The organism is Streptomyces sp. enrichment culture (genome assembly GCF_964272855.1).
Lineage (GTDB): Bacteria > Actinomycetota > Actinomycetes > Streptomycetales > Streptomycetaceae > Streptomyces.
On sequence record NZ_OZ186847.1, the window covers coordinates 6,498,519 to 6,512,527 of the forward strand.

Below are 14,009 nucleotides of genomic sequence, written 5' to 3' on the forward strand. Positions count from 1 at the left end.
GGTGAAGCTGGACTCCATGTACCAGGACGTCATCCTGGACCACTACAAGAACCCGCACGGGCGGGGCTTGCGGGATGGCGACGCCGAGGTGCACCACGTGAACCCCACGTGCGGCGACGAGATCACGCTGCGCGTGAAGTACGACGGCACGACCGTCAGCGACGTCTCGTACGAGGGCCAGGGCTGCTCCATCAGCCAGGCGAGCGCGTCGGTGCTGAACGAACTGCTGGTCGGCAAGGATCTCGCCGAGGCCCAGAAGATCCAGGAGACCTTCCTGGAGCTGATGCAGTCCAAGGGCAGGATCGAGCCCGACGACGCGATGGAGGAGGTGCTGGAGGACGCGGTCGCGTTCGCCGGCGTCTCCAAGTACCCCGCGCGGGTCAAGTGCGCCCTCCTGAGCTGGATGGCGTGGAAGGACGCGACGGCCCAGGCGCTGGGCGCCGACGCCGACGCCGAAAGGAAGACGGCATGAGCGAGACCGTGGAGATGAAGCCGGCCTCGGAGGAGGAACTCCGCGAGGCCCTGATGGACGTCGTCGACCCCGAGCTGGGCATCGACGTCGTCAACCTCGGCCTCATCTACGGCATCCACATCGACGACTCCAACGTGGCGACCGTCGACATGACGCTGACCTCGGCGGCCTGCCCGCTGACCGACGTCATCGAGGACCAGGCCAAGTCCGCCACGGACGGCCTCGTCAGCGAGCTGCGCATCAACTGGGTCTGGATGCCGCCGTGGGGCCCGGACAAGATCACGGACGACGGCCGCGAGCAGCTTCGGGCGCTCGGGTTCAACGTCTGAGGTCATCCGTACGGCTGTGACGGTGGCCCCCGGTGCCTGGCACCGGGGGCCACCGTGCTGTTCAGGGCCCTGACCAGGCTCGCCCCCATGGGTTTCCTGCTGCTCGGCCATCTCCTGCTCACTGCTGGCGCAGACGCTGAAGACGGTCTCCGTCGGCACGGCGTACGCGATCTGGTCCGGGGTGGGCACCGCGGCGATCGCCACCATCGGCGTGGTGTTCATGGGCGAGGGGATGACGGCCGCCAAGGCGGCGGGGATCGCGCTGATCATCGTCGGGGTGGTGGTGGTCAACACCGGCGGGGCGCACTGACGGCGTGAACCCCTCAGGGGGCATCGGGGAACAGCGGGGTGACATGCTCACCCCGACCACGCCCACGGAGGCCCCGTGACCGGACCGCCATCGCCGCCCCAGGACGCCGACATCGTCGGCCGGTCCCTGGCGGAGCCGGAGCTGTTCGCGCTGCTGTACGACCGGTACGCGGCCGACATCCACCGCTACGTACAGCGCCGGCTGGGCGCCGGCGCCGCGGACGACATCACCGCCGAGACGTTCCTCATCGCCTTCCGGACACGCTCGCGCTACGACACCGACCGGTTCCACGCCCGCCCCTGGCTCTACGGCATCGCCGCCAACCTCATCGGCAAGCAGCGCCGCGCCGAGGTGCGCGCCCTGCGCGCGCTGGCCCGCACCGGACACGACCCGGTCGCCGAGTCCTGGTCCGAGCGCGCCGACGACCGGGTGACCGCGCAGACCGCCCACGCCCCGCTCGCCGGCGCCCTCGCCGCACTCTCCGCCGGCGACCGGCACGTCCTGCTGCTGGTGGCCTGGGCCGATCTGACGTACCCGGAGGTCGCCGAGGCCCTCGGCATCCCCGTCGGCACCGTCCGCTCCCGGCTCAACCGGGCCCGCCGCAAGGTCCGTGCCGCACTCGGGGCCGATCCCGCATTCACGCTCGACGCCACGGAGGTGGTCTGACGATGGACGAGATGACGAGGGTGCGGGAGCTGCGGGCCGAGGCGCCCCGGCCGGGACGGGACAGGCTCGTCGGAGGTCGGGAGCGGCTGCTGCGGGCCGCCCGCGGCGGGCGTACCCGCCGGCTGCGCGCCGACTGGCGGCTCGCGGCGATCGGCGCGGCGGCGGCCATCGCGGCGGCCGCGGTGATCGTGCCCCAGGTGACGGACGGCCGCGGCGAGACCGCCCTGCCGGGCGCCGGCCACGGCTACACCGTCGAGCTGGGCAGCGCCAAGGGCTGGCTGAACGACGCGGCGGACATCGTCGCCGCCGGTCCCGCGGTCACCGCGCACGACGGCCAGTGGATCCACACCGAGACCGTCGAGACGAACACGACGGACGACGCGCCCGATCCGCAGACCGACGAGCGGCTGATCCGGTACGCCGACCCGGCCATGGAGAACGGCAAGGCGGGCGACGACCACTCGCCGAGGGAGCACTACGCCTTCCTCAAGAGCCTCCCCGACGACCCGGCGCGGGTCCGGGCGAAGGCCCGCGCCTTCTTCCACGCCACCGACCCCGGGGAGAGCCGCACGGAGCACGAGTACCGGGCCCTGACCGCCGTCATCAGCCGGTCCTACGTCTACGACCCCGAAGACCTCGCCAAGGTCTACCGGGCCCTCGCCACCGTCCCCGGTGTGCGGGTCGCCGACGTCGTGGACGCGGCCGGACGGGACGCGATCGCCGTGTACCGGGAAGGCGCCGGGTTCCGGGACGAAACGCTCCTCGACCCGGACACCCGCCTCTACCGAGGGTTCCGCAGTGTCAGCCGGGACGGCGAGGTGGAGATCAGCGGCGCCCGCCTCACCACCGAGGTCGTGGACGGCGAGGACGACCGTCCCCAGCCGCCCGTGGGGGCCTCGCCCGGCACGTGAGACGGGGGCCGGACCGGTTCGCCCGGGCGGCCCCCGTCACGTTAGGTTTCCCTCATGACCGACACGACTGCTCCCCGCACCACCGGCGCCGTGGCCGCCGGCCTCGCCACGATCGCCGCCGACGGCACCGTCCTCGACACCTGGTTCCCCGCGCCCGAGCTGGCCGCTGCGACTGCCGAGGGCCTCGGCCCGGCCGGCACCGAGCGCCTGGACGCCGACCGCACCGCCGAACTGCTCGGCGAGCACGGCGTGGCCGCCCTCGGCAAGGACGACGTACGCGGTGTGGAGATCGTCGCGGTCCGTACGGTCATCTCGTCCCTGGACGACAAGCCGCTCGACACCCACGACGCCTACCTGCGGCTGCACCTGCTCTCGCACCGCCTGGTCAAGCCGAACGAGCAGAGCCTCGACGGCATCTTCGGCCTGCTCGCCAACGTCGCCTGGACCTCGCTCGGCCCGGTCGCCGTGGACACCCTGGAGACGGTCCGCCTCGCGGCCCGCGCCCGCGGCCTGCACCTGAGCGTCTTCGGTGTGGACAAGTTCCCGCGCATGACCGACTACGTCGCCCCCGCGGGCGTCCGCATCGCCGACGCCGACCGCGTCCGCCTCGGCGCGCACCTCGCCTCCGGCACCACCGTCATGCACGAGGGCTTCGTCAACTTCAACGCCGGCACCCTCGGCACCTCCATGGTCGAGGGCCGCATCTCCCAGGGCGTCGTCGTGGGCGACGGCTCGGACATCGGCGGCGGCGCCTCCACCATGGGCACCCTGTCCGGCGGCGGCAAGGAGCGCGTCGCGATCGGCGAGCGCTCCCTCATCGGCGCCGAGGCCGGCATCGGCATCGCCCTCGGCGACGACTGCGTGGTCGAGGCGGGCCTCTACCTCACCGCCGGCACCCGCGTCACCCTCCCCGACGGCCAGGTCGTCAAGGCCCGCGAACTCTCCGGCGCCTCCAACATCCTCTTCCGCCGCAACTCGGTCACGGGCACGGTCGAGGCCCGCCCGAACAACGCGGAGTGGGGCGGCCTGAACGAGATCCTGCACAGCCACAACTGATCTCCGGCGTCACCTCACGGTTGGTCAGGCCGGTGACGATCACTTGAACGGATTACTCGCCGTGACCTCGGGGCCGTTCCGGCCGATGAACGGGTGGACGCATGGTCCGTCCGATCAGATGCCGAATGGTGAGACGAGGGCTGAGTGATGAGGAACGAGCGGGCGAGGGGCGCGGTGCGCCGGCTGGCCGGGGCGGGCGTTCTGGCGGCGGTGGTGTGCGGGGCTCCGGCGGGGGTCGCGTACGCCGACGAGACCAACACGGCGTCGCACAACGGCCCCCGGGTCGGGCTCGTCAACGCCGGCCAGATCGACGATCCGATGGAGGACGTGCTCCAGCACTTCCTCGGGCTGGGCGGCGGGGCCGCCGCCGAGTCCGCCGAGTCCGCCGGCGCACCCGCCGCGGAGTAGCGGGCACCGCCCGCCCTCCCCCTCGGGGCCCGTACCGCTTCCCCTCGCGGTGCGGGCCCCGAGCCGTTCCGGCCGCCGTACGGATTTCTCTCCGCCGGCAGGCATAGTGGCCGGGCTCCGCGCGCGTCCCAAGGGGCGCGAGGGGCGGACACCGGGTCCGTCCCCGGGGAAGAGAAGGTGACGATGGATGCCGAGGCGCAGGAGGACTTCCGGGACTTCGTGGCCAACCGGTCGTCCGCGCTGCTGAGGACGGCGGTCCTGCTCAGCGGCGGCGACCGGCACGCCGCCGAGGACCTGCTGCAGAACGCGCTCGTCAAGGCGGCCGGGCGCTGGCACCGGATCGACGAGCCGGAGGCCTACGTCCGGCAGGTGCTGTACCGGCAGCAGGTGAGCCGCTGGCGGCTGAAGTGGCCGCGGCGGGAGCTGAGCGTCGCCGAGCCGCCCGACCCGGCGGTGTCCGCGAGCGACACCTCGGCCGCCGCCGAGCTGCGGCTGGTGATGCGGGACGCGCTGTCCCGGCTCACCGCCCGGCAGCGCACCGTGCTGGTGCTGCGCTACTTCGAGGACCTGCCCGAGGCCGACGTGGCCCGGCTCCTGGGCTGCTCCGTGGGCACCGTGCGGTCCACCACGCACCGTTCCCTGGCCCGGCTGCGCGCGCTCGCCCCCGAGCTGGCCGCGCTCGGGCCGAGGGACGCCGAGCCCCTGCCGTCCCGTGACTTCGCGCCCGTCGAGACCGTGGAGGTACGTCCGTGAACGTCGAGGAACTGGTGCGCGACACGCTGCGTGAGCAGGCCGCCGAACAGCCGTCGGCCGAGCCGGGGTTCGCCGACCGGGTGCTGGGCGCCCGTCGGCGCCGGCGGGTCCGGAGGCTCGCGGCCGCCGCCATGGCCACCGCAGCCGTGGTCGCGGTCTCGGTGGGGGTGCCGCTGCTCGACTCCGGCAAGCACGACGTGCGGCCCGCCGAGGTGACGGAGCAGCGGGACGTCCATGCCCACCCCGACCAGTCGCCGCCGCGGGACATGGTCGCCGCGGGGAACGTGGCGCTCGCCGCGTACTACACGACCGAGGTCGTCGCCCGGTCGGAGACGGAGGGTGTCGCGGAACGCACGTACCACCTGCTGAACCCGGGCACCGGCCGGTACGAGGAGGACGACCGGTGGTCGTACGTCGCCGTCGCGCCCGGGCTGGAGAGGGCGGCGGTGCTGGAGCGGCGGCTGCCCACGAAGCGGATCGGGCTGCTCGATCTGCGCACCCGGCAGGTGGAGGCCTGGATCACCGTCGACCACGGCGTCGGCGGGCTCGCCTTCTCGCCGGACGGTGAGCGGCTGGTCGCCACGGCGTACGCGCAGAACCCCGACCTGCGGGACCCGGTCGAAGGTGAGAAGGGCAAGGACTGGATGGGACGGTGGGGTGTGCCCAACCGGCTCGGCTTCCACATCGTGGAGCTGCCTTCCGGGAAGACGACCTGGAGCCCGGTCGAGGCCGACGACAACGTCAACTTCCGGGAGGACTTCGCCTTCGGCGCCCACGGCACGACCGTGTGGTCACGGGTGGTCCGGGGCAACTCCGTGCGGCAGTACCACGACCTCGGGGGCGACGAGATCACCGCGCCCGCAGGCGAACGGCACCTGGTCTGGGACGCGTTGGCGGGGCTGTCGCCCGACGGCCGGCTCGCTGCGGGAGGGCTGGCCCGGGAAAAGGGCGAGAAGGCGTACACGTGGCTCCTCGACCCGCGCACCGGGAAGGAGATCGGCGAGGTGCGCGGCAGCGGGGCGATGGCCTGGGCCGACGACCGGCGGCTGATCACCTGGGAGCGCCTGCCCGGTTCGGGCACGGACACCTACCGGCCCCGGATCGTCCTGGTCACGATCGGCAGCGAGAAGGTCGTGCCGCTCACCGGCGTCCGCGAGCCGAACGAGACACTGGCCCGCACCGAGTGGGAACCGGTCTTCGCCGAGCGCTGAGCCCGACCGCCGAGCCCGTCCCCGCTTACGCCTCGGCGACCGCCTCCCGGTACGCCGCCAGCAGCCCGTCGACCGCCCCCCGGCCGGCGGGCCGCAGCGGTGCGCGGACCGGGCCGCCGGGCAGGCCCAGCCGGCCGAGCAGGGCCTTGGCGGTCACCGTGCCGGGCAGGTCCGCCGCCATCATCGCCTCGACGAGGGGCGTGATCCGCTGCTGCAGGCGCGCCGCGCGGGCCGTCTCGCCCGCGTCGAACGCGTCCAGGACCGCGCGCACCTGACGGGGGACCACGTTGGCGACCGTGCTGACCCAGCCCGTGCCGCCGACCGCGTACAGGGCGAGGTTGTGCTCGTCGCAGCCCGCGTAGTACGCGAGGCCGGTGCGGGCGATGACCTTCTGGGCGCCCAGGAAGTCGTACGAGCAGTCCTTGACCGCCACGATCCTCGGGTGGTCCGCGAGCCGCAGCATGGTCTCAGGGGCGATCCGGGTGCCGGTGCGGCCGGGGATGTCGTACAGCGCGACCGGCAGGCCGGAGGCGTCCGCGACCTCGCGGAAGTGGGCCTCGACGGCGTCCTGCGGGGGCTTGCTGTAGTAGGGCGTGACCACCAGCACGCCGTCGGCGCCCGCCTTCTCGGCCTGCCGGGTCAGCTCGATCGTGTGCCGGGTGTCGGAGGTGCCGACGCCCGCGACGATCGCGGCCCGCTCGCCGGCCGCCTCCCGGACGGCCCGCACCAGCGCCGCCTTCTCCTCGTCGCTCGTGGTCGGCGACTCGCCGGTCGTGCCGTTCAGCACCAGACCGTCGCAGCCTTCGGTCACCAGCCGGTCCGCCAGCCGCCGGGCACCGTCGAGGTCCAGCGCGCCGGAGGCGGTGAAGGGCGTGACCATCGCGCAGAGGGCGCGGCCGAAGGGCGGGGCGGTGGCAGCGGTGTGCGTCATGGGAGCAGTCTCGGCAGGCCCGCGGTGAAGCTCCACTTAGTTCTGCTACGAGATACCGGTAAGGACGGCGCGAACGAGGTGCCGGGGGCGGGGTAGTGGCGGCCGGTCAGGGTACCCGGAAGGTCCGCAGACCGCAGGAAAGGGCTGACCGATGACACACAGGGCCAAGGACGCGGCGGACATACGAGACCTCGCCCGTGTCCGTGCCGCCGACCTGATGGACAAGGCGGGCGCGATGACCGTCCAGCTGCGCAGCAGCGCGGCCCAGGCGGGGCAGGCCGTCCAGGGCGGTGCCGCCCGGGCCGGTCATGCCGTGGAGCACCGGGCGCCGCAGCCGGTGCGCCTGATCGCCCAGGCCGCGCTGCGGCATCCGCGTCCGGCGCTCGTCGCCGGGGCGGCGGGCGCCGCGGTCGTCGCGGCCGGGATGCTGCGCCGGCGCGGCGGCGGGCGGTGAGGACCTTCCGCGGCACTACGCAACGCGCTTGACGTGAAGCTTGGTTGAGGTTGGAGGCTGGTCGGCACAGGCACCGACCAGCCTTTCGCGGAGGCAGACATGACCAGCCGTACCCTCGCCCACCCCGACCTCACCCGCCCGGAGACCGGGGCGCCGTTCTTCAGCACCTGGCGGGTGGGCACCCCGGAACGGCAGCGGGCCACCGTCGAGGCGATCGCCACGACCTGGGAGCGCCGCCCGTGGCCCGCCGACGGACTGCTCGGCTACCACGTCTACACCGGCCTGGACGGCTCCACCCTCATGCACCATTCGCAGTGGGCGGGCGAGGCGGCGTACGAGGCGTTCGTGAAGACCCACCGGCAGGAGCGCGTCGACGAGATCGACACTGCCGTGCCCGGCATCGAACGCGTCGGGCTCGACCGCTACCGGCGCCACCGCAGCCGTGAGCGCGCCGCCGGCGACACCCGGGTGCCCGGACTGATCGTGACCGTGCGGATCGACTTCGCCCCGGACGCGAGCGGGCAGCGGGCCGGCTGGGTCGACCAGGTGATCCAGGCCCTCGCCGACGACCCGGTCGGCCACCGCGGTCTGATCGCCGCCCACTTCCACCTCAGCACGGACGGCACCCACGTCCTCAACTACGCCGAGTGGGAGAGCGAGCAGGCCTACGACGCCGTCCTCGCCGCGCCCGGCGAGGGCATCGGCGCCCCCACCGAACAGTGGGACCGGGTGCGGACGCACCCCGCGGTGAAGAGGTTCACCGGCACCCGGTACCGGCACGCCGTGGGCCTGCTGCCCGACTGACTGACTGACCGACCGACCGACCGGACAGACCGGCTACGGGCGGAACCGCAGCACCTGCGGGTCGTGGTCGCTGATCTGGTCGTGGAACTCGGCGTTGATGTGCACGCTGTCGTACTCGAAGTCGCAGCCGCGCCGGATCGACGGGCTGATCAGGATCTGGTCCAGCACCTGGCTGTTGCCCTGGTAGACGTACGAGTACCGCTCGCCGCGCGGCAGCGACTTGACGGCCGACCACAGCTCGCCGTCGCCCTCGAGGGCTTCCGCGGTGCCGGAGAACTCGAAGTCGTTGATGTCGCCGAGGGCGATGACGTCCGCGTTCTTCTGGGTGGCCAGGATCTCCTTGACGAACGTGTTCACCGCGGTCGCCTGGAGGTGGCGCTGGGTCTCCGAGCTGCGGGCCGGCGGCTGGTACTGCGCGGTCAGGCCCTGGTCGCCGCCCTTGGAGTTGAAGTGGTTGGCGATCACGAACACCGTGCGGCCGCGGAAGACGAACTCGCCGGCCAGCGGCTTGCGGCTGCTCTTCCAGGCCTCGTTCGCCGGGTCGATCCGGCCGGGGGAGACCGTCAGCGCCGCCTTGCCGCGCTCCCGCATCACGTCGACGGCGGTGGTCGCGTCGCCGCCCGCGCGGTCGGTGAAGGACACGCGCTCGGGGTTGAAGAGGAACACCTGGCGGATGTTGCCGCCGGGTTCGCCGCCGTCGGCGTTGTTCGCCGGGTCGATGCCGCGCCAGTCGTAGCGGGGGCCGCCCGCCGCGACGATCGCGTCGATCAGCTCGGTCACCGTCCGGTCGGCCGCGACCGTGCCGTCGTTCGTCGCGCCGTTGTTGTCCTGGATCTCCTCCAGCGACACGATGTCGGGCGAGCGCAGGTTGTTCACGATCGCGGCGGCGTGCGCGGGGAAGGTGTCGTCGGACGGGTCCAGGTTCTCGACGTTGTACGTCGCGACCGCCAGCTCGCCGTTCCGCTGCTTGCGGGTGGTCTCGCGCTCCAGGCCGCCGCTCCGCAGCGCGCCGATCTCGTTGGCGACGAGGGTGTAGCCGCCGAACTGGTTGTAGTCCAGCGGGCCGGCGGTGGCGCCGGCGAGGGTGTCGCCGACGTTCGCGTCCGGGAAGTCGGCCGACTTGCCGAGGGACTGGATCTGGAGCCGGCCGGTGTTCTGGGCGGTGTAGGAGCCGTAGACGGTGCCGCCGCGCCGGTTGTCGCGCTCGTCCGGCTTCACCGTGACCCACAGCTCGGTGTACGGGTCGGTGGCGCCGACCACGCGGACGTCGGCGACCCGGACGTTCATGCCTTCCAGGGACTCGTAGTAGTCCAGGGCGTACTCGGACGGCTGGAGCGGCAGGCCGTTGACCGAGCCGTTCGCCGCCGGGTCGCCCTGCGGGGTGTACGCGTCCGGCACCGAGTCGCCGTCGACGACGACCGGCGCGGGCACGGCGTTCCCGCTGGAGACGACCGTCACCGTGGGCCGGGTGATCTCGGTGATGGCCTGGTTGCCGGATGAGGTGCCGCCCGGGACGTACTCGGAGACCGTGCCCGACACCGTCACCGCGTCGCCGACGGCCACGCCCTTGGGCGTGGAGCTGGTGAAGACGAACACGCCCTCGCTGGTGGCCGGGTCGGCGTCCGGGTTCGGGTCCTGGATCCAGAAGCCCTTCGACTGGCCGTAGGTCCGCACCCCGGTGACGATTCCGGCCACGTCCGTGACCTGCTTGCCCGCGTACGGCGAGGTCCGGGTCGTGCCCTGGATGTCACGGACGCGCACGCTGTCCGCGTGCGCCGGGGAGGTGAGGACGACGGTGGACGCCGCGGAACAGACGGCGGCGACGGTGAGCGCGGCGAGGCGCGCGGAAGACTTGCTCGGCAACGGGATCCCTCCGGGGACGTACGTGGGCGCCGGGACGAGGGTGGAACGTGAAAGGTCGGGAGCCGCGACCGGTGGGGCGGTGGCGACGCGCGTAGAAGACGGGGAGCCGTGTGCCCGAGGAGGAGGAGGGTCGGGTCCCCCGCTCGGTGAACAGATGTCCGCCGACTTCTACGCGCGTCAATCTCCTGCCTGTCCCGGCCAGTTGTCAAGGTTTCGGCCATGTACGGCCGTCGACGAGGAGATGAACCAGGCGGCATGGGTCGAAACCCGTCTAGGCTGAGCGGCTGAACCATTGGTCGTACGCCGCCCCCGGCGGCCCTAGGAGAACCAGCCGATGTCAGACAGCTCCCCCTTGCCGCCGGTACGGCTGACCTCCGAAGCGGAGCTGGCGCGTGACGCGCTGTCCACCCCGCTGCTGTCCCGTGCCGCCCGGCTCGCCCGCTGGGCCGGACCCGGCACCCGGGTCGACGCCGGGGGCGGACTGGTCGAGGAACAGCTGCCCGCCGCGGCCGGCGCGCTGGGGCTGAGCGGCGACGACGCCGCCGCGTACGCGAGCGAGGCCTGGCGGGTGGCCGTCGACACCGGGCTCGTCGAGATCGTCGACGAGGAGACGGGCACGGTGGCCGCCGGCGCGGACCTCGCCCTGCTCACCGGCGGGTCCCCGCAGGACGTCCTCGGCGTCTGGCAGACCGCGCTGGAGACGGTGCTCGCCGACGCGAGCGTGCCCGACCTCGACGACCTCGTCGACGCCCTCGACGAAGGCGGGCAGATCGACTTCTCCGCCCTCGACTGGGACCCGGAGGGCGAGGCCGAGTTCCTCGACAGCGTGCTCGCCAACCTCTACCTGCTCACCGTCAGCGAGGACGGCCCCGGTGACAGCCCCGTGCCGCTGCCCGCGCTCGCCGCCTCCGTCATCGTCCCCGACGACATGGGCGAGCCCACCAACGACGTCCTGGAGCAGGTCTCCGACGCGATGATGCGGCTCGACGACCAGTTCCGGCTGCTGGAGCCGATCGGGCTCGTCGAGTACCGGCCGGTCGACGAGGCCCTCATGGCCGACACCGACGACGAGCCGGGCGGGCCCGTCGACGAGACCGACGTCGCCCGGTACGGCATGGTCCGGCTCACCCCCCTCGGACGGCACGGGCTGCGGGCCCGCCTGCTGGAGGCCGGGTTCGCCGTGCCCGCCGTCGGCGAACTCGCCGACAAAGGCGCCGACGCGCTCCTCGACGGCACCTCCGCGTTCGGGCCGCGGGCCGCGCAGGCCGAGACCGAGCAGTGGCTCGCCCGGCGTGAATCCCTCGCCGCCGCACGGGAACTGCTGGCCGCCGCCCGCGGCGCCGACCCCGGGGCACCCCTGCGCCGGCTGCGCTGCCAGCAGGCGCTGTCCCTGGTCGGCGCCGAGGCCGAACCCGCGCTGCGGGAGGTGCTGGACGACGCGGAACTGGGCGGGCTCGCCCGGGTCTGGCTCAGCGAACGCGGCGCCGCCGACGTGCCGCCGCCGTCCGAGGCGATGGTGTTCTGGCTGACCATCGACACGGTCGCCGCGCAGCTCGCCGCCGAGGGCAACTCCGAGGAACTGCGCGCCCTGGTCGAGGGCCTGGCCGAGCAGCACAGCGGCTTCTTCGCCGCCGTCTGGCGCGTCGACCATCCCGCCACTGCGGACGTCCTGGAGGCGATGGGACGCATCCACCCGGACAAGAAGATCGCCAAGGAGGCTCGGAAGGCGGCGTTCAAGGCGCGGTCGCAGCACGGAGGCTGACGCCGTCCGGCGGGCGCGGGTTCACCGGCGTCGCCTTCTCACCCGACGGCCGCACCCTCTACGCCAACATCCAGGAGCCCGGCATCATGCCCGCCATCACCGGGCCCTGGAAGCGCCCGCGCCGGTGAAGTGATTAATTCGCTCGCCCGGCCGAAGGCACCCTTCTAGAGTGATCCTCACGCACCTCCCGGTGCGCTGGCAGTGCGGCTACTTCTTTGCAACAGAATCCAACGCCGCCGGCCGATCTGATCTCGGGAGGCGCAGCTCCAGGTGGGTGCCCGGTGCGCAGGCAGCGGATACTTCATTCGGATCAGAAGGTTGCGGGTTCAAATCCCGTCGTCGCCTCCAAGGCGCCGTAGCTCAAGGGACAGAGCATCTGACAAAAGCCCGTCGCCGACTCCGATCTCGGGCCCCTTCCTGTTGCTGTGCCTCCCTCCGAAGGACAACGAATTCGGGGGAATTCGCCATGGCGCGATTCAACGTGCGGCGCGCGAAGGCGCAGCCGGCCTCGCCGGTGGCGTCGACCGGGCGGACGCTGTACACCCACCAGGGCGGCCGGGGCCACGAGCGCGACGCGCGGTCCGAGCTGTTCCTGCTCGCCGTCTCCAACTTCGTCTCGCAGCAGACCTTCTACGAGTCCGGCGCCGCCCGCGACGACCGCTTCACCGCGCTCGTACACGAGCTCGCCGTCACCGACCCCGCCTGGACGGCCGGTCTGCTCGGCTGGCTGCGCGGCGAGGGCAACCTCCGCACGGCGGCCCTGGTCGGCGCCGCCGAGTACGTGAAGGCACGGCTCGACGCGGGCGTGACCGACGGCCCGTCGAACCGCCGGGTGGTGGACTCCGTCCTCCAGCGCCCCGACGAGCCCGGCGAACTGCTCGCGTACTGGATGTCGGCGTACGGCCGCGCGGTGCCAAAGCCGGTCAAGCGCGGCGTCGCCGACGCCGTGCGCCGCCTCTACACCGGCAAGTCGCTGCTGAAGTACGACACCGCGTCCAAGGGCTACCGGTTCGGCGACATCCTCAACCTGGTGCACGCCGCGCCCGACCCGGAAAAGCCGTGGCAGGGCGAGCTGTTCCGGTACGCCCTCGACCGGCGGCACAACCCGGACACGGCGGTGCCGCCCGCGTCGAACAGCGTGCTGACCGCGCACCGTGAGCTGATGGCGGTGCCGGTCGAGGAGCGGCGCGCGGTCGTGACGGCGCCCGACGGGGCCGAGCGGCTGGCGGCGGCCGGGATGACCTGGGAGGCGCTGGCCGGCTGGCTCCAGGGGCCGATGGACAAGGAGGCCTGGGAGGCCGTGATCCCGTCCATGGGCACCATGGCGCTCGTCCGCAACCTGCGCAACTTCGACGAGGCCGGTGTCTCCGACGAGGTCGCGGCGCGGGTCGCCGCGCGGATCGGCGACCCGGAGGAGGTGCGCCGTTCGCGGCAGTTCCCCTTCCGGTACCTGGCCGCGTACCAGCACGCGCCGTCGCTGCGCTGGGCGTACCCGCTGGAGCAGGCGCTCGGCCACTCGCTGGCCAACGTGCCCGCGCTGCCCGGCCGCACGCTCGTCCTCGTCGACCGCTCCGGCTCCATGTTCTGGTCCCGGCTCTCGGACCGCTCCGAGCTGAACCGGGCCGACGCGGCGGCGATCTTCGGCACGGCGCTCGCGCTGCGGGCGGCCCACGCGGACCTCGTCGAGTTCGGCACGTCCAGCAACGCGGTGCCGTTCGGCGCGGGCGAGTCGGTGCTGAAGATCCTGGGACGCTTCGGCGACCTTGGCGGCACCGACACCACCGAGGCGGTGCGCCGGCACTACGACGGCCACGACCGGGTCCTGATCGTCACCGACGAGCAGTACACCCACAACCGCCACGGCGCCCCCACCGACCAGATCCCGGCCCACGTGCCCGTCTACACCTGGAACCTCGCGGGTCACCGCGCGGGCCACGGCCCGTCCGGGACGGGGAACCGGCACACCTTCGGCGGCCTCTCCGACGCGGCGTTCCGCATGGTGCCGCTGCTGGAGGCGGGGCGGAACGCCGACTGGCCCTGGGCGGCATGAGCCCGCGGGCGGTGTGAGCCGCCGGGCGC

The 14,009-nt window shown here is 73.0% G+C and carries 14 protein-coding genes and 1 pseudogene; 13 read left to right on the plus strand and 2 right to left on the minus strand.

Annotation, left to right across the window (positions count from 1 at the left end; genetic code table 11):
- Position 1: 1 nt before the first annotated feature.
- The 9 genes and pseudogenes from sufU to ACSU6L_RS28770 all read left to right on the plus strand — a co-directional run bounded on the left by sufU (position 2) and on the right by ACSU6L_RS28770 (position 6,116).
- Positions 2-472 (plus strand): Fe-S cluster assembly sulfur transfer protein SufU, encoded by a 471-nt coding sequence (gene sufU / locus ACSU6L_RS28730; protein ID WP_437061394.1) that lies wholly within the window; start codon positions 2-4, stop codon positions 470-472.
- On the plus strand, positions 469-801 hold the full coding sequence (locus ACSU6L_RS28735) for a metal-sulfur cluster assembly factor (RefSeq protein WP_073942328.1): 333 nt from the start codon (positions 469-471) through the stop codon (positions 799-801). Before sufU ends, ACSU6L_RS28735 begins: the two co-directional genes overlap by 4 nt.
- Positions 802-910: 109 nt before the next feature.
- A pseudogene (locus ACSU6L_RS28740) lies at positions 911-1,111 on the plus strand (DMT family transporter); the annotation flags it as partial.
- A 75-nt stretch (positions 1,112-1,186) separates the two neighbouring features.
- The gene (locus ACSU6L_RS28745) at positions 1,187-1,777 is read left to right on the plus strand and encodes an RNA polymerase sigma factor (RefSeq protein WP_437061397.1); all 591 of its coding nucleotides are present in this window, start codon (positions 1,187-1,189) and stop codon (positions 1,775-1,777) included.
- A gap of 2 nt (positions 1,778-1,779) precedes the next feature.
- Complete coding sequence (locus ACSU6L_RS28750) at positions 1,780-2,688, plus strand: CU044_5270 family protein (protein WP_437061399.1); 909 nt, start codon at positions 1,780-1,782, stop codon at positions 2,686-2,688.
- Between the two features lie 54 nt (positions 2,689-2,742).
- Positions 2,743-3,744: a 2,3,4,5-tetrahydropyridine-2,6-dicarboxylate N-succinyltransferase gene (dapD, locus tag ACSU6L_RS28755; protein WP_437061401.1), complete on the plus strand. Its 1,002-nt coding sequence runs from the start codon at positions 2,743-2,745 to the stop codon at positions 3,742-3,744.
- Between the two features lie 147 nt (positions 3,745-3,891).
- Positions 3,892-4,152 (plus strand): hypothetical protein, encoded by a 261-nt coding sequence (locus ACSU6L_RS28760; protein ID WP_437061402.1) that lies wholly within the window; start codon positions 3,892-3,894, stop codon positions 4,150-4,152.
- 183 nt (positions 4,153-4,335) lie between these two features.
- The gene (locus ACSU6L_RS28765; protein ID WP_437065104.1) at positions 4,336-4,905 is read left to right on the plus strand and encodes a SigE family RNA polymerase sigma factor; all 570 of its coding nucleotides are present in this window, start codon (positions 4,336-4,338) and stop codon (positions 4,903-4,905) included.
- Positions 4,902-6,116, plus strand: coding sequence for a WD40 repeat domain-containing protein (locus ACSU6L_RS28770; RefSeq protein WP_437061404.1), 1,215 nt, complete (start codon positions 4,902-4,904; stop codon positions 6,114-6,116). The genes ACSU6L_RS28765 and ACSU6L_RS28770 overlap by 4 nt, the downstream gene beginning before the upstream one ends.
- A 25-nt stretch (positions 6,117-6,141) precedes the next feature.
- Here ACSU6L_RS28770 and dapA read toward each other — a convergent pair whose 3' ends face one another.
- Positions 6,142-7,047: a 4-hydroxy-tetrahydrodipicolinate synthase gene (gene dapA / locus ACSU6L_RS28775; protein WP_437061406.1), complete on the minus strand. Its 906-nt coding sequence runs from the start codon at positions 7,045-7,047 to the stop codon at positions 6,142-6,144.
- Between the two features lie 151 nt (positions 7,048-7,198).
- Between dapA and ACSU6L_RS28780 the strand changes: the two genes are divergently transcribed.
- Both ACSU6L_RS28780 and ACSU6L_RS28785 read left to right on the plus strand, forming a co-directional pair.
- Positions 7,199-7,501 (plus strand): hypothetical protein, encoded by a 303-nt coding sequence (locus tag ACSU6L_RS28780; protein WP_437061408.1) that lies wholly within the window; start codon positions 7,199-7,201, stop codon positions 7,499-7,501.
- Between the two features lie 99 nt (positions 7,502-7,600).
- On the plus strand, positions 7,601-8,305 hold the full coding sequence (locus tag ACSU6L_RS28785) for an antibiotic biosynthesis monooxygenase (RefSeq protein ID WP_437061410.1): 705 nt from the start codon (positions 7,601-7,603) through the stop codon (positions 8,303-8,305).
- A gap of 33 nt (positions 8,306-8,338) precedes the next feature.
- Here ACSU6L_RS28785 and ACSU6L_RS28790 read toward each other — a convergent pair whose 3' ends face one another.
- Complete coding sequence (locus ACSU6L_RS28790) at positions 8,339-10,168, minus strand: endonuclease/exonuclease/phosphatase family protein (RefSeq protein ID WP_437061412.1); 1,830 nt, start codon at positions 10,166-10,168, stop codon at positions 8,339-8,341.
- Between the two features lie 334 nt (positions 10,169-10,502).
- Between ACSU6L_RS28790 and ACSU6L_RS28795 the strand changes: the two genes are divergently transcribed.
- Both ACSU6L_RS28795 and ACSU6L_RS28800 read left to right on the plus strand, forming a co-directional pair.
- Positions 10,503-11,930 carry a hypothetical protein gene (locus ACSU6L_RS28795; protein ID WP_437061414.1) on the plus strand — a complete coding sequence of 476 codons (1,428 nt, stop codon included), beginning with the start codon at positions 10,503-10,505 and terminating at the stop codon, positions 11,928-11,930.
- A 466-nt stretch (positions 11,931-12,396) separates the two neighbouring features.
- Entirely contained in the window at positions 12,397-13,980 is a 1,584-nt protein-coding gene (locus tag ACSU6L_RS28800) for a TROVE domain-containing protein (protein ID WP_437061416.1), read from the plus strand.
- Positions 13,981-14,009 lie beyond the last annotated feature (29 nt).